Source organism: Streptomyces sp. NPDC060198, assembly GCF_042728415.1.
In the GTDB taxonomy this organism is placed as follows: Bacteria; Actinomycetota; Actinomycetes; order Streptomycetales; family Streptomycetaceae; genus Streptomyces.
In genome coordinates this window covers 19,960-41,189 of the sequence record NZ_JBHWZJ010000021.1, presented here as the reverse complement: position 1 = coordinate 41,189, position 21,230 = coordinate 19,960, and the positions used below count along the sequence as shown (strand labels likewise).

General features: G+C 70.8%; 20 protein-coding genes and 2 pseudogenes. 5 read left to right on the top strand and 17 right to left on the bottom strand.

What is annotated here, in order from left to right:
- Positions 1 to 91: 91 nt before the first annotated feature.
- From ACFWEP_RS05390 to ACFWEP_RS05380, 3 genes and pseudogenes are all read right to left on the bottom strand, one after another.
- Positions 92 to 733, bottom strand: a complete 642-nt coding sequence (locus ACFWEP_RS05390; protein ID WP_387365898.1) for a DUF6461 domain-containing protein — start codon at positions 731 to 733, stop codon at positions 92 to 94.
- Positions 734 to 852: 119 nt separating this feature from the next.
- Positions 853 to 1,641 (bottom strand): hypothetical protein, encoded by a 789-nt coding sequence (locus ACFWEP_RS05385; RefSeq protein ID WP_387365895.1) that lies wholly within the window; start codon positions 1,639 to 1,641, stop codon positions 853 to 855.
- A 112-nt stretch (positions 1,642 to 1,753) separates the two neighbouring features.
- Positions 1,754 to 1,852 (bottom strand): annotated as a pseudogene (locus ACFWEP_RS05380) (dipeptidase); the annotation flags it as partial.
- A 42-nt stretch (positions 1,853 to 1,894) separates the two neighbouring features.
- Between ACFWEP_RS05380 and ACFWEP_RS05375 the strand changes: the two are divergent.
- The 5 genes and pseudogenes from ACFWEP_RS05375 (at position 1,895) to ACFWEP_RS05355 (ending at position 6,784) form a co-directional block, all read left to right on the top strand.
- Positions 1,895 to 2,344 carry a site-specific integrase gene (locus ACFWEP_RS05375; RefSeq protein ID WP_387365892.1) on the top strand — a complete coding sequence of 150 codons (450 nt, stop codon included), beginning with the start codon at positions 1,895 to 1,897 and terminating at the stop codon, positions 2,342 to 2,344.
- A 147-nt stretch (positions 2,345 to 2,491) separates the two neighbouring features.
- Positions 2,492 to 3,379: a hypothetical protein gene (locus ACFWEP_RS05370; RefSeq protein WP_387365889.1), complete on the top strand. Its 888-nt coding sequence runs from the start codon at positions 2,492 to 2,494 to the stop codon at positions 3,377 to 3,379.
- A gap of 260 nt (positions 3,380 to 3,639) precedes the next feature.
- Positions 3,640 to 4,752 (top strand): annotated as a pseudogene (locus tag ACFWEP_RS05365) (integrase); the annotation flags it as partial.
- Positions 4,749 to 5,102 carry a hypothetical protein gene (locus ACFWEP_RS05360; protein ID WP_387365886.1) on the top strand — a complete coding sequence of 118 codons (354 nt, stop codon included), beginning with the start codon at positions 4,749 to 4,751 and terminating at the stop codon, positions 5,100 to 5,102. The pseudogene ACFWEP_RS05365 and the gene ACFWEP_RS05360, both read left to right, overlap by 4 nt.
- A gap of 164 nt (positions 5,103 to 5,266) precedes the next feature.
- Positions 5,267 to 6,784: a hypothetical protein gene (locus tag ACFWEP_RS05355; protein ID WP_387365883.1), complete on the top strand. Its 1,518-nt coding sequence runs from the start codon at positions 5,267 to 5,269 to the stop codon at positions 6,782 to 6,784.
- Between the two features lie 65 nt (positions 6,785 to 6,849).
- Here ACFWEP_RS05355 and ACFWEP_RS05350 read toward each other — a convergent pair whose 3' ends face one another.
- The 14 genes from ACFWEP_RS05350 to ACFWEP_RS05285 form a co-directional block, all read right to left on the bottom strand.
- Positions 6,850 to 7,452, bottom strand: a complete 603-nt coding sequence (locus tag ACFWEP_RS05350; protein WP_387365881.1) for a M15 family metallopeptidase — start codon at positions 7,450 to 7,452, stop codon at positions 6,850 to 6,852.
- Between the two features lie 126 nt (positions 7,453 to 7,578).
- A complete protein-coding gene (locus ACFWEP_RS05345) occupies positions 7,579 to 8,088 on the bottom strand; it encodes a DUF4232 domain-containing protein (RefSeq protein WP_387365878.1) in 510 nt (169 codons plus the stop codon).
- Positions 8,089 to 8,334: 246 nt separating this feature from the next.
- Positions 8,335 to 8,700, bottom strand: coding sequence for a S26 family signal peptidase (locus ACFWEP_RS05340; RefSeq protein ID WP_387365875.1), 366 nt, complete (start codon positions 8,698 to 8,700; stop codon positions 8,335 to 8,337).
- Positions 8,701 to 8,776: 76 nt separating this feature from the next.
- A complete protein-coding gene (locus ACFWEP_RS05335) occupies positions 8,777 to 9,742 on the bottom strand; it encodes an endo alpha-1,4 polygalactosaminidase (protein ID WP_387365872.1) in 966 nt (321 codons plus the stop codon).
- An 8-nt stretch (positions 9,743 to 9,750) separates the two neighbouring features.
- Positions 9,751 to 10,422 (bottom strand): spherulation-specific family 4 protein, encoded by a 672-nt coding sequence (locus tag ACFWEP_RS05330; RefSeq protein ID WP_387365869.1) that lies wholly within the window; start codon positions 10,420 to 10,422, stop codon positions 9,751 to 9,753.
- Positions 10,419 to 11,351, bottom strand: coding sequence for an NAD-dependent epimerase/dehydratase family protein (locus ACFWEP_RS05325; RefSeq protein WP_387365866.1), 933 nt, complete (start codon positions 11,349 to 11,351; stop codon positions 10,419 to 10,421). Before ACFWEP_RS05325 ends, ACFWEP_RS05330 begins: the two co-directional genes overlap by 4 nt.
- Before the next feature lie 8 nt (positions 11,352 to 11,359).
- Positions 11,360 to 12,073, bottom strand: a complete 714-nt coding sequence (locus tag ACFWEP_RS05320) for an NDP-sugar synthase (RefSeq protein WP_387365863.1) — start codon at positions 12,071 to 12,073, stop codon at positions 11,360 to 11,362.
- A gap of 48 nt (positions 12,074 to 12,121) precedes the next feature.
- Positions 12,122 to 13,123, bottom strand: a complete 1,002-nt coding sequence (locus ACFWEP_RS05315; protein ID WP_387365860.1) for a GDP-mannose 4,6-dehydratase — start codon at positions 13,121 to 13,123, stop codon at positions 12,122 to 12,124.
- A 140-nt stretch (positions 13,124 to 13,263) separates the two neighbouring features.
- Positions 13,264 to 14,718, bottom strand: a complete 1,455-nt coding sequence (locus ACFWEP_RS05310; RefSeq protein WP_387365857.1) for a hypothetical protein — start codon at positions 14,716 to 14,718, stop codon at positions 13,264 to 13,266.
- The gene (gene pelF, locus ACFWEP_RS05305; RefSeq protein WP_387365854.1) at positions 14,715 to 16,310 is read right to left on the bottom strand and encodes a GT4 family glycosyltransferase PelF; all 1,596 of its coding nucleotides are present in this window, start codon (positions 16,308 to 16,310) and stop codon (positions 14,715 to 14,717) included. Before pelF ends, ACFWEP_RS05310 begins: the two co-directional genes overlap by 4 nt.
- Before the next feature lie 213 nt (positions 16,311 to 16,523).
- A complete protein-coding gene (locus ACFWEP_RS05300) occupies positions 16,524 to 18,635 on the bottom strand; it encodes a hypothetical protein (RefSeq protein WP_387365851.1) in 2,112 nt (703 codons plus the stop codon).
- Positions 18,636 to 19,554: 919 nt separating this feature from the next.
- A complete protein-coding gene (locus ACFWEP_RS05295; RefSeq protein WP_387365848.1) occupies positions 19,555 to 20,076 on the bottom strand; it encodes a protease inhibitor I42 family protein in 522 nt (173 codons plus the stop codon).
- Between the two features lie 174 nt (positions 20,077 to 20,250).
- Complete coding sequence (locus tag ACFWEP_RS05290; RefSeq protein ID WP_387365845.1) at positions 20,251 to 20,688, bottom strand: RbsD/FucU domain-containing protein; 438 nt, start codon at positions 20,686 to 20,688, stop codon at positions 20,251 to 20,253.
- Positions 20,679 to 20,954: a hypothetical protein gene (locus tag ACFWEP_RS05285; protein WP_387365842.1), complete on the bottom strand. Its 276-nt coding sequence runs from the start codon at positions 20,952 to 20,954 to the stop codon at positions 20,679 to 20,681. The genes ACFWEP_RS05290 and ACFWEP_RS05285 overlap by 10 nt, the downstream gene beginning before the upstream one ends.
- Positions 20,955 to 21,230 lie beyond the last annotated feature (276 nt).

The following is a 21,230-nucleotide window of genomic DNA, read 5'->3' as shown; positions in this document are numbered from 1 at the left end:
CGGTGTGCGCACCCGGCGGCCCGGCCCACGCCCCGCCGGGGCCCGGGCACGGCCCCGGCCGAGGGCTTCGGCGGCTCTCCGGACTCGGCGGTCACCCCCCGAGTAGCCGGACACGCATGTCCGGGGTGCCACGTACCGCGTACGCCGGCAGGCGGGCCTCCTTGAGGTAGACCGGAGGAAGTGAGAGTCCGAACCGCCGCTCGACGACGCCGAGGGTGCGCCGGTAGGTGACGGCGTAGTGCTCCCGTTCGGGTGCGACGCACGTCTTCCCGTCGGGCTGGAGCACGGACCCGCTCACGAGGTCGGCGAGCAGCAGGTCGGGCTCCCGTCCCCAGCGCCAGATCTCCTCGCCCAGCCCGAATCCACAGAGTTGCACGCCGTCCCGGGCGTAGTGGACCGTGGCCGGCGGGTGTTCCATCATCGGCACGTAGTGGACGGCTTCGGCGCCCTCACGGGAGATCTCGGCCAGCAGGTCCCCGCCCGTCGAGTCCCCGTACTCCAGGGCGAACGACCAGCCGCCATGCTCGCCGACCCGTACGACACCGTCGCCGTCCTCGCCCGGCCGGTACCACTCGCCGAGTTCCCAGGCTTCGGCGTCGGTGATCGGCTCCGTCCCGCCGTCCCGTTCGCCCCCCATCCGCACCGCCAGTTCCCGCGCCGATATCCCTCGCGCGAACACCACGCTGGACATCCAGTGCTCCAGATCGACCAGCCACCGAATCCCGTCGCCCACGCGTTCGCCCCTCACCCCTGAATGGATCGTCGGGTTCACCCTAAACAGCGGCACCGACAAGGCGATCCGTCGTCGCGCCGCTCGGTGACCACGTCCGGCGGCGATCCCGGTGGCCCCGCTCAGCCGCCCGCACCGGGCCCTGTCGCTTCGAGCGCCGCGGCGAGGGATCGCTGCCTGACGCCACCGAACAACTGGATCATGGTGGCGGCCAGGACGTCGTCCCTGCCGATGGTCCGTCCGTCTCCCGTACGGGTGGACGGGGCCGGGAGGGACTCCGGTACGGACGGGCGCGGCTCGGCCGGTTCGCCCGGCGGTATCAAGGTGACCGTGCCGAACCGTCTGAGCCCGCCCTCCCGGACGACCATGGCGGCGTCCCGCGCAAGGTCCGTCAGGAACACGCTCGCGAGCCCGTCCAGGTCACGGACCATCGCCGGAACGGCAGCGGTGCCCCGGTCGCGCAGCAGCCTCCTGATCGCGGCCTCGAACCTGTGGGCACCCACGACAGCGCTGTGCTTGCGCGACCTGCTGCGCCCGGAGGCGTTCACGACGGCACCCCTGGCATCGTGAACGACGCCGGTCAGCCCTTTGAACGTAGGACTGTGGTGGTACCAGGCACCTCCCACCTCCAGTTCGACGTCCCGGTCGATGGCTGTCACCAGGTCCTCGGGAAGCAGCTTCTTCCGGGCCTCCTCCCCCGCCGCTCGCAGCGCGCCGTCGACCAGGTCCGTCAGGACGGTCCGTGTCACCGCCGCGGCAGCGAGGGCGGCCGGCCGCGAGACGTGCAGCGGGGTGACGTCCCTGAACACCGCTTTGACGAGCGAGGACGTGAAAGGCGGCATGTTCGCGCCCACGGCGGACGCGGAGCCGGTGCGTTCGGAACGCAGGGTCCGTGCGGTCGGTACGGGCATCGGAAAGGTCTCTCCCTCGTCGGTATGCCTCAGGGCCCCGCTCGGCCGCGCGGCCCCGTCACTTGCGTGTCCACGGCCGGTTGCTCGACCGGGCTTCCTGGCCACGCGTCCGTCAGGCCGTCCGGGCCGGCTCCTTCGGGCCGTACACGGCCGAGGCCGCCCCCGTGATCAGTGCCCAGTACCGGTCGCCGAAGGACCAGTGCCACCACTTCCCTGATGATGAGATGTGTTCAAGCATCAAGGAGGGGGAGGTATGAGTGAGTGGCATGTGGTGTGGGTGCCCGCGGCGGTCGAGCGGATCGGTTTGATGCCGGGTAATCCTGTCTTCATCGCTCCAGATTTCACCATCGACTCCGACCTGTTGGAGTTCGTTCTCTCGAAGCACTTCCGCTTCCTTGCGCGGGAGACGAAGCGAAACTACGCCACGGACATTCGGATCCTCCTGACGTTGCTGTCGTCGCGCGGGATCGACTGGCGCCGGGCCTCCGAGCAGGACCTGCTGAACTACAGGACCTGGCGCTGTGATGCTCCGCAGAATCCGGAGCGAATGAGCGGGTCGAAATGGAACCGTGAGGCCGCCGCCTTAACCCGCCTGTCCAAGTGGGCAAGAGTGAGCCCGCGGCCAGTGGACGCGTCCCGGCGGGAGGACCGTGCGGCTGACTCGGTCAGTGCCCGGGTGTCGTGGCTGACACCGCGTACGTAGAGCTTGTGGTCGGACGTCGGCCTGCGCGGTCACGGCCGCGACGGGGTACCGACTTGGGGATGGGATGCGCGGACCGAGGCCCGCAACACCTCGTTCGTCCAGTTCACCTTGAGCTCGGGGCTCCGACGGCAGGAAGGCGGGTCGCTGTTGACGTTCGAGCTGCCCGCTCAGCGGTTGCAGCACGGGCGCTTCCAGCACGGCCAGCTCGCCGGGGCGGTGACCCGATCGAAGAACGGTCGTACCTTCTACACCTCGCTGGACGCCCTGGGGCAGGTCGAGACCTACGTGCAGTCGGAGCGCGCTTGGGCGGTGAAGCGCGCGCAGCAGATGGGCCGTTACGAGCGGGTCGCGCAGATGCGTCTGGTCACAAAGGTGACTCGCGGCCGAGCGCCACGGGTCTTCTGGGTCGATCGGGATGGTGTCGAGGGCCATCAGTACTTGACTCATCTGGGTTGGCGGGAGCGGCAGTTGCTGTTCATCGAGGGACCGGAGGGGCCGGAGCCTGCCTGGCTGTGGCTGACCGAGCAGGGCTTGCCGATGCTTCCGGACCGTTGGAACACGGTGTTCACCACGGCGAACCTGCGCTGTGAAGAGGCTCTGTTGACCCCCGCGGAGCGGGAAGTGGGCCGGAACCTGCGAGCCGCAGAAGTCCGGGGCCGGACCCCGTATGCGCCCCCGCATTCCACCCGACACTCCTTCGCGCTCTACATGCTCATCGTGCTGAACCAGCTGATGGAGGCCGCCCGCTTCGGATTGACCGCAGCGGATCGCCGGGATTTCGCGATGCTGTTCGGTGATCCTTGGTGGCTGGTCAAGACCCTCCTCGGGCACGCGGACGTCGAGACGACCAAGCGTCATTACCTGGCTCCGGTTGCACATCTACAGCTCGAATCGATCCTGGCGACGGCCGAGGCCGACGGGCCCGACCGCGAGGTCGAGAACATCGACGGCGTGTTCGCTCGGCTCGCGAAGGAGTCAGCCGGGATCCAGGACATTGACGTCATCGTCGACCGGCTGCCGGTGGCCGGCCGATGAGCCGCCGCGGGCGTCGGGCGGTCCTGCCGCCGACCGACTTCACGACGGAGCCACCGCTTGCCGCAAACGGCCTGGTGGTCGCCATCGTCAACAAAGCTGGCCACGGGAAGGACTTCGTCTTCTCCGGCCTGCCAGTCCCTGAGCCGATGAAGCGCTCCCTGGCAGTGGTATTCGCTGCCCAGCAGACGAAGTGGACCAGCCACTACAGCGCCACAGCCGCCTGGAACAGGCTAAAGGTGTTCGCCGATTTCATCTCCGGTGAGGCCCCGATCCTGATGCGGCACCTGTCCACCGCCGCGATGATCGTCTGCCTCTACCTGACCGGCATGCGGCCGCAGGAAGTACAAGGTCTGCGGTTCGGCTGCTGCCCCGACCCCGAAGACGGCGGCCGCCATCTCATCCGCAGTCACCACTACAAGAACGTCACCGACGCCGACGGCCGGCACGTCTCGGCCGGTGAAGAACGGGATGTCCCCTGGGTCGCCATCACCCCGGTCGTCCGTGCGATCCGAGTCCTTGAACGCACCGTCCCCGAGAGCGAGCTGCTCTTCAGTTCCGCCCATCACGACTTTGTCCGTGGCCGCCAGTTCAGCGGCGCCTTGAAGAACGCCGGTATGAACCAGCGGATCGAGAGCTTCGTCGCGTGGATCAACCGGGAAGCAGAATCCCAAGGGCTACCGGACCAGGGCGTTCCCGAAGATCCTCACGGCGCCATCGGGCTCGGGCGGTTCCGTCGGACCCTGGCATGGCACATCGCCCGCAGACCTGGCGGGCTCGTCGCGCTCGCGATCCAGTACGGCCACATGCGTACCGTCCTCGACGCCCGTACCTCCAGCGGCTATGGCAGCCGAAGCCGCCGCGGCATCCACAGCGTCCTCGACGTCGAGACCGCCCTGGCTGCCGCTGACACCGCCGCGCGGCTGCGGGACCGCCTCGCCGCCGGCGAGAAGATCTCCGGACCCGCCGCCCGACGGGCGCTCACCGCCGCCGTCCAGGCGCCACGGTTCGAGGGCCGTACCGTCACTCAGAAGTTCGCCAGACAGGCCGCCGACTACCTGGCCCGCGACGGCCTGGTCCTCTTCGACAACCCCGACGCTTCCCTGATCTGCGTCTTCAAGCGCGACAACGCGCTTTGCGAACCAGGCCCCGACGCAACCGCCCCGAACCAGTTCGACTGCCGCCCCGGCTGCGGCAACGCCGTCCGCCTCGACAGTCACGCGAACGAACTCGTGGAAGAGACCAACCGCCTCAACCAACTCGCGGCGCACGCCCCTCAGCCGCTGGCCGGGCGCCTCCGCGCCGCCGCGGAACAGCATCGCGATACCGCCGACACTCACCACGCCACCGCTCACCCCGCCGAGGCTCTGACATGACCGAGCAATCCACTGACGTGCGCGCACGTATTCGCGCTGCCATCAACCGGCTCCTCACTGGCCGGCCTACAGTCTCCGACGGCGCAATGACCGTCGTCGCTCTCGCGGCCGAGGCCGGTGTTCACCGCATGGCCATCCAAAAGCGCCATGCGGACCTGAAGCACGAGTTCTACGAACGCGTCCGCATTGAGACGAAGCAACCCCCGGAATCGGAAAAGCGGCTCCGCAAGACGGTGTCCGACCTGAAGGAAACCGTTGCCGCACAGAAGCCGAAATCACGGCGCTCCGGCACCAAGTCACTCAGCTCGCACTCGCCAACGCCGTCCTCACTCGCCAGGGCCACAATCTGATCGAGAGCTCGGCGGAGGCACCAGCCAATGTCGTACCCCTCCGTCCGAAGGGAGAATGACCAGACGGGCACCGCCGACCGCAGGTCCGGGCCACTTCTCTACCGGTAGCACCTGGGCATCGAAATCCAGGAGCCATTCGCTGGCGTTCCAGGCAGGATGCCTCTGTGAACCATGTTCTGTGCGGGCTTGCCGCCAACGTAAGCCTGCCGTCCGAGCTGGTCGACCGGCTGATCGCGGTCGCGGATGCCGAGATCGCTGCAGACCTCGCTCATCGGGCCGACCTCAGCCACGCGCAGGCGGTGGTGCTGGCCTCTCGTGTCGAGGAAAGTGCTGTGTCGCTTGCGTACGCAGGTCTGCTGACCGCCGCAGACGTTGATCCCGCGACGCAACCGGACGTCGCGCTCGCCCTGCTTGCCGAGTGTGCCGGACGCCCGGAGTGGGCGCGCCGCCTCGCAAAAGATCCAGTCGTCGAGCGCCGGGAGAAGCTGGCCGCCTGCTCCGGCCTTCCGCTCGATGTGGTGGAGATGCTGGCCACCGACTCGGACGTACAGGTCGTCGCGGAGCTCGCGTTGTGGGCGGCACCGGAGACGGCCACCAGACTTGCGGCGCATCCCCATGCCGAGGTCCGTCGCGCGGTGGCAGCCAACGAGGCGACGCCACCCGCCGTACTGGCGGCGCTACTCACCGGCGAGGGGTTGCCACCCGCACAGCGGTGCCTGGTCTGCGACCGTGAAGAGACGCCGTTCGTGCACGATCCTCAATGCTCGCGACTCGACTGCGATCTGCCGTCCGGCACCTCCTGCAACGGCTCCCACGAGTCCACCAGGCACGAGACGCAGCAGATGGCGATTCGGAATCCGGTCACACCTGTCGAAGCCGTTGTCGGCTTCGTCGGCCACCCTTCGCTGCTGTTGCGCCGGGCACTCGCCGGCCGCCCCGATCTGCCATCGGAGGTCTGCGCTCGGCTCGCCGTGGATTCGAATCCCGGAGTTCGAGCCGATCTCGCCGAGAATCCGGCGATCGACGACGCCCTGATCCGCGCGCTGGCAGCCGATCGTGACCACGAAGTGCGGCGTAGGCTCGCCCACAACCCACTCGTACCACTCGACGTGCTGACCTACCTGGCCAGCGCTACCAGGATCGGCGCCACTCTACTGCCGCGGATCGCCTCGGCATCCCCCGACGAGGTCGAGAAGCTGGCCGAATCACCGAACCCTGCCGCGCGGATGCTCATAGCCCAGCGCCGCGATCTGCCACTCGCTGTACGCGACGCGCTGGCCGCCGACGCCGACGCAAAAGTGGTCAAGTCCATCGCTCCACACCCGGGCCTCTCGGAAGGCCAACTGCGCACCATGCTCGACCGGCACGGAGTCCGGGTTGTCGCTAAGGTGGCCGCCAATCCGGACGCGACTCCGGCACTTCTGGAGGACCTTGCCCGGCGCGAACCATCGGTGCAGAAGGCGTTCCGCGAGATCGCCCGGCACCGCGATGCGTCGGCACCGGCCCTGCTCGCCTGCCTGGCAGACGCACAGGCGAGGCCTATAGCCGCCAGCCATGCGGCACTTCCGCCGCCGATCATCGAAGAACTACTCACCGACGCCGACTGGCGGGTGGTGGAGGCGGCGGCCGCCAATCCTTCGCTGCCGCTCGCTGTCATGTTGGATCTGATACCCCGGCTGTAAGCTCTGGCCGCCGATTGAACTCTCTGCTCCGCCAGTCACATCCTGGGGGCCCTTCGAAGGACCTCCTATTCTTGAACACAAGAACTTGACTGGGAACACCACTCGGTGGGGTAGTTCACCAGCCCGGCGGCGGTGAGCGCGGAACCCAGCAGGTCCCTGTGGGCGCGGGCCTCCGCGCCGATGCCGGGGGCATGGGTGTAGCAGGCGCCGTCGCTCTCCTCGGGGTCCGCGTTCATCCGGGTGCCCATGTCCAGTTCCCGGCCGTCGGCGTCGACCAGGGTCAGGTCGACGGCCGCGCCGGCGCTGTGCGGGGCGATGTCGGGCGGGGACACGTACCTGCTGGCGGCCGAATGGATCCGGTCGGCGCACCAGTCGGTGTGGACGGCCCTCAGCCTGTCGGCGTACCCCTCGAAGTACGCGCGCTGGAGGGCGGGTGGCCGGTATCCCTCGACGAACAGCAGCCGCAGGCCCCGCGGGAGCAGCGCCTGCGCCTCCGTCAGCCGCCGGAGCACCCCTGCGCGCAGGTGGGCGAAGGCGTCCGCCGGGTCCTGCTTGCGGGTGTCGACCAGCAGTCGGCCGTCCTCACGGACGTCCACGAGGGGCTCCCCGCACTCCGCGACGGGTATCGCGGTGACGGTCGGATCCGACATCAAGACGATCTCGCTCATGGGCCGATCATCCCGCACGGCGCGATCGGTGAAGGACCGCCGGGGGTGACACCGACATGAACCGGCTCACGGCCGGTGGCGTTCCAAGGGCTCGCCCGCAGAGCGCCACCGGTGTACGGAAGAAGGTCAGGCGCCTTGCTGGACCGGTCCGACGAGGGTGCCGTCGGCCACCGTGAACGCCCCTTCCGCGAAGGACGCGCCGGGGATCTCGCCGCCCGGAGCCTGGAGCGTGAACGACGCCTCGTCCACGGACGTGACCGGACCGGTGTTCGGGACCTGGAGGTCGAAGTGCACCGGGTGCCCGGGCCCGAAGGTCACCGCACCGGCCTGGTCGCCGTAGGTGCCCGCCGTGATGCCGCTGTCCGAACCGTGGTCCAGGAACCGCACGTCGGTGGGCGAACCGGCCAGCTCGCACGGCTCGTACCCGCGCGGCGCGGTCAGGGTGACGCGGTAGTGGCGGTGACCTGCGGAGCTGTCCGACGGGGCGATCGTCGCCGTGTGGTTGGCCGGGCGGCAGGCCGAGGGAGCGGCGGCGCGGCCCGTCGCCGCTGAGGCCTGCACGACTCCCGCGCCCACTGCCCCGCCCGTCAGCACGGTGACGGCGAGGACGACGCCGATCCTCTGGTCGGTACGCATCAAAGAACGCTCCTTGCCTTGTTCGATGGCCTGCGGCTGATCGCCGCCGGAACCATGGTCGACGTCATGCCTGCCCGCATTCGCCCGTGGTGGATGTCCCGGAATCGCCACAACTGGTTTCCCGTACACGGATTCGTCGGCGCCCCGCCCCGTGCGGGCATTCCCGAGTCCGCGGCGCGCCCCGGCGGACAGCCGCACCGGGGTCTGCCGCACCGGGGTCCGCAGCGCGGGCTTGGAGCGTCAGGTTCAGGAGGAGCCGTTCGAGCCGGCCGCGACCGTCTTGTCCACGGCCCCTTTCCGGGCGACACCGTCGACGGCCACACAGATGCCGAAGACGCGCGCGTAGCCGGTCCAGCCGTTGACGCGGCCCCGGTTGTTGCTGATCTGCACCCGCCTCTTCGCGGGGTCCACGGACGACACCACGTGCAGGTGGACCGTCCCGGCGACACGGGCGAGGACGATGTCCCCGGTCTCCAGTGCCGACGGGTCGACCGGAGCGACGATCACCTGCTGCCGGTGGCGTATCAGCGGCACCATGGAGGTGCCGCTGGGCCGGAACGTCACGGTGGCCCCGGCAGCGACCCGGTCCGCCACTGCGTCCAATGCGCCCATTCGGTGATCGTGGCAGATTCCCCCGCAGCGGCCCACCGATTTACCTCGCCGTGGTCCGCACCCGAGGGCGAACACGTCAGCAGGCCTTCCGCCACACCCCCAGTTCGAGCTTCTTCTCCATGGACGACAGGCCCAGTCGGCGGGAGTCCGCGCAGAAGTCGGAGGCGGGCACCTCGTACTCGACGTGGAAGACCGCCTTGCCCGCCTCGACGAACGGCGTCAGCTCGCCGCACTCGTCGTACTCGGCGCACTCCTCGTTGACCGCGAAGTCGAAGTCCTTCAGCAGCGCGGGGATCTGCGGCAGGTCGTTCTTCAGGCCCACGGCCATGCCACGCTCGTGGGCGAGTTTCGCGATCATCCTGTTGTACGCGAGCTGGTCGGCGGCGGTGATGTCGAAACCGCTGTCGTTGTTGTACGCCTCGACGAGGTCCGGTTCCACCGCGTCGAACCCCTTGGCACGGCACATGTCGAACCGCTTGGCCATGATCGGCCTCAGCACCTCGATCTGCCGGACGTCCAGCCAGCGTTCGCCGTCCCAGTCGTCGCCGGAGCCCAGGACCGAGGCGGGGAAGGCGGCCTTGTCGGGCCGGAAGTCCTCCCAGGCGCCGACGTTGATGTAGCAGATCGCCTTGCGGCCGCTCCGGTGCAGGCGGGCCACGTCGGCGGCGGAGTTCTCGAAACCGTCGATGTCGTAGACGGGCACGTCCACCGACTGGTCGGCCCGGCCGTCGAGCTGCCACTGCCAGTCCAGTCCCGGCTCGGGACGCCACCAGCCGGTGGAGCGGGTGGAGCCGCCCTTCGCTGACGCGGACGGGGTGGCCGGTCCGGTCGTCGGGGAGGCGGAGGACGCGGGCGCGGGTGACGGACGGTGGGTCGCGGAGGTCGTGGGCGTCCGCGAGGCGTGCGGGGCCCGCGTGTCCGCGCCCGGCGAGACGGACCGGTCGCCCTCCCCTCCCGCCCTGTCCTCGTCCGCCGCACCGGCGCACGCCGTGAGCGCCGCCGCAGTCAGCAGCGCCACGAGGGCCGCCCGCCAAGTCGTCATGGGGTTCCTCATCGTTCCTTCCCGGTGAGTGCGGGCGACAACGCGGCCCAGGGGTTGGGCAGTTCGCCCGTCACCGGCCCGCACACCGCCGCCCCCCGCTCGGCCGCGGTGCGCACCGCGAGGGGTACGAGCGCCTCCGGCACCCCGTAGACCAGGTGGCAGAGCCGGTCGGCCGGTTCCTTCCCCGGCTTCCCCGCCTTGGGCGGCCGGGTGAAGGCCGAGACGTACGTCGACCAAGGGCCCTCGAAGGTCACGGTGAGATCGGCCAGCCGGGTGTAGCCGGGGGCCGGCTGGACCCCCGGGTTCAGCACCACCGCCCGCGCCCCCGCCCGCCTGACCCGGCGCACCAGGCGGCGGCATGCCGGCAGGTCCACCGAGGTGGAGGTCACCTGGTCCAGGAAGCAGCCGTCCACTCCGTACCACTCGCGATGGAGCCTGAACTCGGCGAGGACCAGGTCCGGGTCGCGGGTGCCGTAGTCGGTGTCGACGTACCCGAGCAGCAGCGCGCCCGCCGCGCGCAGCGCCTCGGCGGCGGCCGCGAACGCGGGGTCCGGCGCGGTCCCGGGCCCGCTCGCCGGATTGAGCACCACGCCGTAGGTCAGGTCTGCGGCGGTGATCAGCCGGTGCCAGGCACCCGGGTCCTCGGCGGGGTGCACGTACAGCGGGACGAGGAGGCTCACGGCGCGCTGTCGCCCTCTTTGCCCTGCGTGCTCACGCCGTGCGGCGCGGTGGCCGCCCACAGGTCGGCCAGTGACGCGTCGAGCGAGTGGACGGGCCGCCAGCCGAGAGCCGAGCCGGCCAGGGAGATGTCGGAGCACTGCCAGGACACCGCCGCCGAGCGCGCGGAGCCGTCGGAGCTCTCCTCGATCCGCCCACGGAAACCGGCCAGTTCGGCCAGACGGTGCACCAGCCGCCGTACCGGCACGGCCTGTCCGCCACCGATGTTCAGCACCGGCGGCAGGGGCCCCTCGGCGGTCACCGCGAGTCCGGCGGCCCGTGCCACGTCCCGGGCGTCCACGAAGTCGCGGTACGCCGACAGGTCACCCAGCGGCAGCACCGCGCCGCGGTCGTCCGAGGCCGCCCGCAGCAGGGCGGCGATCCGGCCGGGGAGTCCGGCCAGCGGGGCACGGGCGCCCACCGGGTTTCCCACCCGGAGTACCACCGCGTCGAGTCCCGAGGCGATCACGGTGAGGGTGGCCGCGAGCTTGGTGGCACCGTACGGGGAGAGCGGGCAGGTGGGGGCGGACTCGGTCACGGGGGCGTCCGGAACGCCGGGGCCGTACTCCGCGGCCGACCCGAGGTGGATCAGCCGGGCGACCGGGGCGGCGAGCCCCATCGCCGCGCACAGGGCGGCGGCGCCCCGGGAGTTGACCTCCGCGAGGGTGACCGGATCACCGCCGGTGGCGCCCGCGCAGTTGATCACGACGTCCGGTGCCGCCGCTTCCAAGGTCTTCGCCAGCCGCTTGACGCTGTCGCCGGCCAGGTCGAGATCGAACTCCGCGGCTTCGGAGCGGCCCGCGCCGAACACCCGCACACCCGGGAGGGTGCGGAGGTGGTCGACGACATGGCCGCCCAGGAAACCGGTGGAGCCCAGGACGAGAATGCGCATGAGGGGGGTCAGGCTCCCTTGAGCAGAAGCTGCTTGCGGCTGGTGAACTCGGCGTTGGCCCGGTCGTAGTCGTCGGGGCGGCCGATGTCCAGCCAGTATCCGTCGAACTCGTAGGCGTGCGGCGGGTTCCCGGCCTTCAGCAGGTCGAGGACGAGCTCGTCGAAGCCCAGCGGCAGGCCGGCGGTGTAGCTGTCGAGCGTCGACAGGGACAGGCCGTACACGCCCATCGAGACCCGGTAGTCCATGCTGGGCTTCTCGGTGAAGGCGACGACCCTGCTGTCGTCCGTGGTGAGCACACCGAAGTCGATGTTCACCTTGCGGGCGTAGGTGGCGATGGTCAGCGGGGCGCCGGCGGAACGGTGGGTGGCGAGCACCTCCCCGAAGTCCAGGTCGGTCAGGACGTCGCCGTTCATCACCAGGAACGTCTCGGGCAGCCGGTCGCGCATGGTGAGCAGCGGGCCCATGGTGCCCAGCGGGCTCTCCTCGGTCGCGTAGTCGATCCGCAGGCCCCACTGGGAGCCGTCGCCGACGTAGGCGCGGATGATCTCGCCGAGATGGCCGATGGCGAGCGTGCAGGAGGTGAATCCGGAGTTGGCGAGCTGACGCAGCACGATCTCCAGGATCGTGTGCTGATCGCCTATGGGTACCAGCGGCTTGGGCAGGGCGGTCGTGTAGGGCCGCAGCCGGACGCCCTTGCCACCGGCCAGGATGACGACATGCATGGTGTTCCCCCTCATTGTCGGACGTGGGACGTGGGACGGGACAGCGGGTCAGATGTTGTAGATGCCGGTCTTGTAGCGGGCGAGGTTGGCCGGTTCGCGGAAGAACTCGACGGTCTGCGCGAGCCCTTCTTCCAGGGTGTGCGCGGGTGTCCAGCCGGTGGCCTCCGTGAGCCGGCTCGCGTCGGCGACCAGGCGCATCACCTCGGAGTTGACCGGCCGGATGCGGGCGGTGTCCTCCCGGACGTCGAGCGGGGCGTCCATCACCTTGCCGATCAGGCCGACCAGGTCGCCGACGGAGATCTCCCCGCCGGTACCGGCGTTCAGGGTGCGGCCGACGACCTTCTCCGCGGGCGCGGTGCCCACCGCGAGGAACGCCTGCGCGGTGTCCTTGACGAAGGTGAAGTCGCGGGTGGGACGCAGGTCGCCCAGCGTGATGGTGGTCTCGCCGGCGGCGACCTGGCCGATCACGGTGGGGATGACCGCGCGCATCGACTGGCGCGGGCCGAAGGTGTTGAACGGGCGCAGCGTCACCACGGGGGTGTCGAAGCTCGCGTGGTAGCTGTCCGCGAGCCGGTCGCCGCCCGCCTTGGAAGCGGCGTACGGGGACTGGGTGTTGATCGGGTGGTCCTCGCTGATCGGCACGGTCTGCGCGGTGCCGTACGTCTCGCTGGTGGAGGTGTGCACCAGCCGGGGCGTGCCGAGGGCGCGAACCGCCTCCAGCACGTTGAGTGTGCCGGTGACGTTGGTGTCCACGTAGCTGTGCGGCGCCTGGTAGGAGTACGGGATCGCGATCAGCGCCGCGAGGTGGAAGGCGAGGTCGGCGCCTTCCAGCAGGCCGCGCACCGAACCGGGGTCTCGGACGTCACCGAGAACGATCTCGACCTGGTCGAGCACGTCCGCGGAGAGGGTCTCCAGCCAGCCGAAGGAGGAGAAGGAGTTGTACTGGGCCATGGCCCTCACCCGGTACCCCCGGGCGACCAGGGCCTCGGTGAGGTGGGAGCCGATGAATCCTTCGGCCCCGGTGACGGCGGCGAGCGGTGCGGAGGTCAACTGGATGTTCCTTCCGGTGTCTGGGTCGGAGTGCGGTGGTGGCGGTGCACGGCGGGGACCGGTCGCCGGGGCGCGGGAGCGGGTGTGTCCATACCGTCGCCACCCGGGCCCGGCCCGGGCGGCGGTGCGGTGGTGGGCCGTCAGGCGTGGGGCGACGGGCGGCCTAGCATGCGCAGCGCGCACACGATCAGCAGGAGCGCGGCCGCACAACAGCTCAGCGGCAGGATCGCCGGGCCGGGTGGCAGTCCGAGGCGGTGGACGAGCGCCGAGGTGCCGGCCGCGAGGAGGCAGATCGTCGCGGCGGGCCAGGCCGCGCCGAACGCCTGGAGCAGGAGGGCGGTCCACAGCGTGGCCGCGAGGGTGAGCAGGGTGGCCGGATCCGCGTGGCTGAGGAGCGCGGCCGGGAAGAGCGGGCCCAGGTAGATGAGCAGGCACAGGGCGAGTACGCCGGTGGAACGCAGCAGGAACCCGGCGGGCGTGGCCGTGGCGCGCAGCGCCGCCACCGACATGCCCCGGTAGCGGTACAGCAGCCATTCCGCCGGACCCATGCTCAGCGTCAGCACGATCACCGCGTAGGCGTTGACCTTGCCCTCCAGCAGCACCAGCGTGCCCGCCGCGAGACCGAACAGGCCGTACGGCAGCGACCACACCAGTTTCGGGCGGCGCCCGGTGGCCGGCGGTGTGCGCAGGCAGGCGCCCAGGGCCACTGAGCAGACCACCAGGGTGGCCAGCAGCGCCAACAGCGGCAGCCCCGCCCGCAGTTCCTTCCCCGGCTCCCACCAGGGCAGTACGGCCGCACCCGCGATCAGCGGGCTCAGCGCGGCCAGCAGCAGCCGCTCCCGGCCCAGCACCAGCAGCACGCCGGCCGCGGCGAGGTACACCGACTGCGCCGCCGCCACCAGCGTCACCGGGCCGAAGCCGTCCGGAACTCCGGCCGCGGCCGTTGCCAGAGCGGCCCCCAGCGGTGCGCCGAGCAGGAGGGTGCGGCCCGCTTCCCGGCGGCCGACCGCCATCCGCAGATGCGCCCGGTGTCCCAGTGCCTGTCCCCAGGCCCAGGAGAACAGGCCCGCGACGACCAGGGCCCGGGTGTGACCCCCGGCGTTCCACAGCGGCGCGGTCAGCAGGAACGCCAGACCGGGCAGGGCGAACAACGCACCGCGCAGCAGACACCGCAGGGTGTCGGGACGCCACGGGTCGGCCGGCAGCGCCGGCTCCGGGAACGTGCGGGGCACCCGCTCGTACAGCGCGGTCGCCAGCGAGAACAGGTTGGGGTGGCCGTAGCGCTCCTGGATCAGCGAGGCGGTCAGCCCCTCGGACTCCAGCAGGGCCGCGACCTCGTAGGGGTGGACGGCGGGCCCGACCCGGTCCGCGAGGTCGGCGGCCAGCATGCTGACGGCCTCCTCGTCGGGGTGGAAGCGAGGGATCCGCAGAGCCATCGTGTGGTCCGCGGCCACGCGCCGGGCGATCCGGCGGGTGTCGAGGAGGACCGTGTGGTCGTCCGACACCTTGCGGACGCTCCGGCGGGTGTCGGCCAGCCGCATGGCCAGCGTCTCCTGCTCGGGGCCGCGGGGTTCGAGGGATATCGGCCCGCTCATCCGGCCATGCTCCTCGGTCCGGCGGAAACGGCGGAGCGGGTGCCCGTCGTGGTGCGGCGGTGGGCGCCCCCGGCGCCCTTCGGCCGGGGCGCGGCCTCGGCGGGTACGGCGGTCCCGTCGGCGCCCCGCGGGTCGGCCTGGTGACGCGGGCCGAGGGCCGGCAGTTCCAGGTAGATGGCGCGGAAGGTGTCGACGGTCTGCCGCAGGGTGAACTGTTCGACGACCCGCAGTCGGGCCGCTTCCCCCATCGTGCGGCGCCGGCCGGCGTCGCCGAGCAGTTCCAGGGCGGCGGCGGCCATCGCGCCAGGGTCGCGCGGCGGCACCACGAGTCCGGTGTCGCCGACCGCCTCCCGTACTCCGCCCACGTCCGTGGAGACGGTCGCCCGCCCGCAGGACATGGCCTCGATCAGGGTGAACGGGAAGCCCTCGCTGATGCTGGAGAGCATGACGACGTTCCCGGCCGCGTAGGCGTCCTTGATGTCGTCGACGCGGCCCTCGAACACCACCGCGTCTCCGTGGCCGAGTTCGGCGGCCAGTGCCTCGCACCGTTCCCGGTACGCCTCGCCGCCGCGCGGGGTGCCGCCGAACATCCGCAGGCGGGCGTCCGGCATCTTCTCGCGGACCAGCGCGAACGCCCGGATCAGCGTCTCCAGGTCCTTGATCGGGTCGACGCGCCCGGCCCAGCTCAGCGTGGGCCGCAGCGGTTCCGGTCCGGCCATCGGGAACGCGGCCGGGTCGACCCCGTTGTAGACGGTACGGATGGACTCGGGGGCGGCGCCGCCCTCCTCCTCCCACAGCCGGTTGTACCGGTTGCCGGGGGTGACGAGGGAGGCCTGCCGGTAGGTCTCCTCGGCGAGCAGCCGGAAGAAGCCCAGCACGACCGCCTTCACCGGCCAGCGGTAGGGGGCGGTGCGGTAGCCGAGGTAGCGCTCGCGCAGATAGACGCCGTGTTCGGTCAGCAGCAGCGGGACGCCGTGCCGTTCGAGGGCGGCGAGGCCGGGCAGGACCGCCACCCCGCCGCTGACCGCGTGGGCCACCCCGTGCTCGGGGGGCTTCGCGGACAGCGGGCGCAGCGCGTGTTCCAGGAGCGATACGGCGGTCAGGGCGTCGTGCAGGCTCGGTTCGGACTCTCGGATGGCGAGCCCGGGCCGGTTCCACACCGACGTCAGGACGCCGATGGCGGTGTCGCCGCGCAGGAACGGGCTGAGCATGCCGGCGGACGCGGCCCGCGCCATGGTGTAGAGGGCGGGCGCGAAGCCGCTTTCGGCGGACGGGTCGACGAGTGCGGTCAGGAACCGCTCCCACGCCTCGCCGAGCCGGGCCCGGGCGCGCCCGCGCGGGGCCCGCCCCTCCGGCGGGTCCCCCCACATCGGGACGGAGGTGACCCGCGACACCTGGGCGGGCAGGTCCCACACCGTCGGTTCGCGTCCGGTGCCGGTGACGGCTATGACGTCGAAGTCGATGTCGGGCATGCCCTGGACGAGTTGGTCGCACCAGACACTGACGCCGCCGTGACTGTGCGGATAGGTACCTTCGGTGAGCAGGGTGACGTGCGTCGCGCCGGTTCGGCGCCCGCCCTGTTGAACGTGCATCGATGGGGCTCCACGGCCGAGGTGTGGGGTGGGTTCGAGCCGGTCCTGGCCGACGGGCTCGGCCAGGACCGGTGGCGGGTCGCGCCGGTCGGTGTGCGGGGGACGTGCGCGACCAAGGACGTGTCTCGCACGAGGATGAGTGCGGACGTTCCGACAGTGCGGCGAGGTGCCGTGACCGTCGTCGCGCGCCCGCCAGGAATCGCGGGACAGCCCTCAGTCGGTGAGACCCGCGGGAATCCTGGTCCCTGGCGCGGTGGAGGTGGTTTCCACCGAGTCGGCCGAGGCGGGTGTTCCGGCCGGCGAGACGGCCGGGGCGGGCAGGGTCAGGGCGAGTGCCGAGCCCGTGGAGGCCGTCCAGCCGGACCGTTCGCCGGCGTAGGCCGTCCCGTACTCGGAGCCGCCGAGGGTGGTGCCGGCCGGCACGGTCGCGGTGACCTGAGTGCCCGCGGGCGCCTGGACGGTCACCTCGGAGCCGATGCGGTACGCGGTCACCGTGCCTGCGGAGAGGGCGCTCTTCCAGGCGGCGCGGCGCTGGAGTTCGGCGCCGATGTCCCTCTGTCGCAGGTTCACCACCGGGGCGGTGTCGGCGTAGAGCGCCCGGTACTGGGAGATCACGGAGGTCAGGACGGGGTAGAGCAAGCGGTCCTCGGCCAGGTTGGACTGGTGCACGTAGTGCGGCCGGGGGTCGTTGCCCAGGACGTGGCCGAGGGCCTGGCGGCTCTCCAGCGGCACGATGTAGTCGTCGAACCCGGTGGTGGTGGAGAGCGGGGCGGCCAGGCAGGTGGTGGTGGCGGGGTTGTCGTCGCAGATGCCGCTGCCGCCCTGGGCCCGGCTGCCGTAGATGTAGTTGTACTCGTCGACCTGGTCGGCCTTCGTGCCCGCGTTGTAGTAGATGTTCAGCGGGTAGCGGGGCACGGTGAGCGCGGAGCCGACCTGGCGCTGTTGCGGGTCGCGGGAGTTGTCGGAACCGGCCCACTGGATGCCGTTGGCCGTGAAGGCCGGGGCGAGGTTCGGGTTGTCGACGGGCTGCTGCGGGGTGACGAAGAACCCGGAGTGCTCACCGGTGATCAGCTCGGTGCTGTCGATGGGCAGGCCCTTCGCCTGGCCCCAGGCGGCGTTGGTCGAGATCTCGCTGGAGATCTGTGCCTGGGAGACCCATTGGGTGGAGCCGTCCGGGTTGGTCGCGCACACCCAGGGGACGACGGTGGTGTTCTGCACGCAGCCGAGGAACTCGTGCGAGTAGGTGTGGTTGATCCACCGGAAGTCGTCCTTGTCGGCGACCAGGGAGGTGAGCAGCGGATCGGAGCCGTCGTGTTCTTCCTTGAAGTCCTCGCTGCCGAGGGCGTTGTAGGCGAGGTCGAGGGTGAAGTCGTTGGTGTCCTGCCAGGACTTGGCGTAGGCCACGTCCGCGGAGGTCATGCGGATCGTCGACCCGGTGGCACCGGGGTCCGTGCAGTCGATGTCGCCGGGCGTGCAGTCGTACGTGCTGTTCCAGCGGTCGTCGGCGGCGAAGATGTCGTCGACGTGGACCGCGAGGTAGTTGCGGGACGCCCCGAGGTGGATGCCGTCCGTCATCCAGTCGACGATGCCACGGGCCAGCAGCTTGAACTGCTGCTGGTACTGGTTGTAGACGAAGCCGACGACCAGTTCGCGCCGTCCGTCGTGCCGGTACTCGCCCACCAGGGAGGCCCGGCCGGTCGTGCCGGGCACGGGAGCGTCGACGTACGTGGTGAAGTCCGCGCCCACGGCGGGAACCGCGAGGTAGCCGTAACTCTCGCTCACCGAGGCGTCGTTGTCCTCGAAGGGGACCGATCCGTCGAGGTAGCCGAACGGGCCGCCGCTGCCCGCGTCGGTCACACCGGCGGTGACACCGTCGAGGCTGCCGGCGTAGCCGCCGTAGACGTAGTACTGCAGACCGACCTCGGGGCGGGCGTAGGTGTAGGCGTCCACCTGGGGAATCGCGTAGGCCTGCTCGTAGGCGGCCAGCGCGGCCATCTCCGCCGAACCCGTGGCGAACGGGTTGTCGTTGGGCAGCACGACCGCCTGGAACTTGGCCCTGGGGCGGCCGTCCACCGTGTCCGAAAGGAACGAGGCGTCGATGGTCTGCCTGGACGCGGAATTCAGGTCGACCTCGGTGTAAGGGATTCCCTCGCCGTCGAGTTCGGCCTCGACGGCTCCGGTCGCCGGGCCCCCGTCGGTGACCACGAGCACCCTCAGGTCTATTCGGGGCGTGGCCGTGTCGGCTTGAGCCACTCCGGCCGGCAGGCCGAGCGCGGCAATGAGCGCACAGGCCGTGAGCGCGGCCGTGCGGATGGTCCGCTTCATGCGGTTGTTCCCCTCCCCGGGCAGGGGTGGGTACGGCTCCAGGCATACCTGTGGAGCAGACGCACCCCCTGGTGCGACGCCGGCGCCCCCTCAGAAGCCGGTCGTCACGCATCTGTCGCACCAATAGTGATGGCTCTGTGTAGCTTTCATGGTCATCCCGCGAAACCTGGCGGAAAAATGCAGGCACCCAATTGTTCGCGATCAGCCCTTTCCGGCCCTTCGGTGGCGGACCGGGAGGCCCTGACCGCCATGTGGAGAATGCACTGTCTCCCGTGTGCCGCCCGGACCAACAGCCATACGGACGGGGCCAGTCCGCCTTCGGCCACCTGCCGGCCGGGACCTCACACTCTGGACTCCCCACCGATCATTTTCGGACAGCGGGAAAATTCACCTCCATTGCCGGAGGTAGCGCCTCCGTATCTTGCGAGCGTCCTTCGGGAGAACGGAACCGTGCGCCCCAGCGGCGCACTCCCCGCACGGGGCGGACCGTCCCCGGGGCCCGGCACACCCGGAGCGGACGGCACCCATGAGACCGCCGGGGTGGCTGCCCCGCGTCGCCTCCGCGCAGGTACGGCTCCGCCGTGGCGCGGCGGAAGCCGCCACCCTCCACGACGACGGAACGGCGCGGTCGAAGCAGCCGTCCGCCGCGGTCCCACGACGAAAGTTCAGGAGCAACGGCACCTGGAACCACACCCGCCGGGCCGTCGCGGTCCACGACGCGTACACGGGCGTACGCCAGTTCAACGGATCAGGGCCCGCACGCCGTGAACCCGCGGTCTCCCCGCCCGGGCAGTGCGGCGACTCCGGCCCGGGACGCCTCGCCCGGGCAGTGCGGCGACTCCGGCCCGGGACGCCTCGCCCGGGCAGTGCGGCGATTCCGGCCCAGGACGCCTCGCCCGGACGACCGGCCCGCCGCGGTTCAGCCGACGGTGACGACGTAGGTGACGCGCTCGCCAACCGGGGAGGGAGAGGGGGACGCGGTCGCGGGGGGTGTGATCGCTGCGGGCGGCAGCGTGGCGGTGTTGCCCCGGCACGTGGCGAACGTGCAGTGCAGCAGCGTGAACCGGGTGGTCCCCTCGCCCTTGGCCTCGAAGGTGAAGGTGAGCCGGCCGCCCGAACCGGCCTCCGACCCGTCGCCGGAGGCCGACGCGTAGTCCTGGCCGCGACTGACCAGCACCGAGTTGTCGGGGGCAGGGCCGACCAGGTACCAGTACTCGCGGGTGGACGGGTTCTGGTCGACGGTGAGCGTGAATCGCTCGCCCGGCACGGCGGTGATGTCGGTGTCGTCGACCGGGCGGCTCGCGGCACTCGCAAAGGCACCGGCCGGTTCGTCGGCACCGGAGTCGCACCCCGTGGCCGGCACGAGGAGCGCTGCAACCGCGATCACCGCACCGGTCCCGCTGCCGCGGAGGATGGACGCCGTACGCGTTGAGGAGATCACAGTCAAAAGCCTTGCCGTGTGGCCGTCGATGAGGTCGTCCCGGCCGACTCCGAGGGGCCGAGCCCCAGGAGTCGTGCGCCGGAAGCCTGCCAGCCTACCGAGCGACGGCAGGCACCGCGCGAGCGCGCCCTGTGCCGTCCGCCGTGCGGACGGCCGCACGGCGGACGGCTCGGGTCATCGCGCTGCCAGGGTCCCCTCCGCCCGGACGCCGACGGTCAGCAGCAGGTTGGCGTACGTACGGGTGTCCGCGGTGACGATCGCCAGCGCCACGTCCGGGGAACGGGCCGCGTCGTAGAAGGCGAACCGGTCGAGCGACTCCACCGGCACCTCGCCGAGCCGGGCGCGGTAGTCGGCGATGGCAGCCGGCTCGGGTTCCCCCTTCGGCGGCACCATCACTTGGGCCGATTCGACGGGAATGGTCCGCAACAGCACGTCGAGCACCGGAGGTACGTCGAGGAGGCCGGGCGCGACGTTGAGGTGCACGATTCGGGCGCGCGGCCCGACGGCCGTGCTCGCCGGGTAGTGCCCGTCGGTGAGCAGCACGCGGGCACCGTGTCCGGCGCCGGCCAGGGCTTCCAGCATGCCGGGGTGCAGCAGTTCGGTCAGAAGCACGGATTCCTCCAGGACGGGAACAGTGGTGGGTTGATGGAGAACGACGGGGTGTCGGCGAGGGTCGCGGCGGCCTCCGCCGGAGAGCGGCCACCGAACGCGGACTCCGCCGTGGCGGCCCCGACGGGTCGGCCTGCCGTCGCCCGGTGCGCGAAGCCGGAACCCGTCGCGTCACTCGCCGTCAAGCTGCCGGTGCCGCAGACCCGGCTGCTGACCGGCAAGGGCGCGGAGCGGCCGACGGCGGCGGCCGCGCAGGCGGTTAGGAGCATCGTGCGGGTGTCCTCGCGCTCGTCCCGGAGCGGGAGAGTTCCTGGGCCAAGGCCGGGTGAGGCCACAACAGAGATGGGATGTATGTAAAGCCATGGGAGACATTTTGTCCACCTGCCCGAGAGTGTCCTATTGCATCGCAGGTCGACAGGAGAATTTACCTTCGAATTCATACCTAGATTCCACATTCATCCCATCAATTGCAGCTCGGTAGCTCAACTCGGCATCCACCGACCGCGCGTGCCGATGCGCGTCGCACCCACCGACATGTGGCGTGA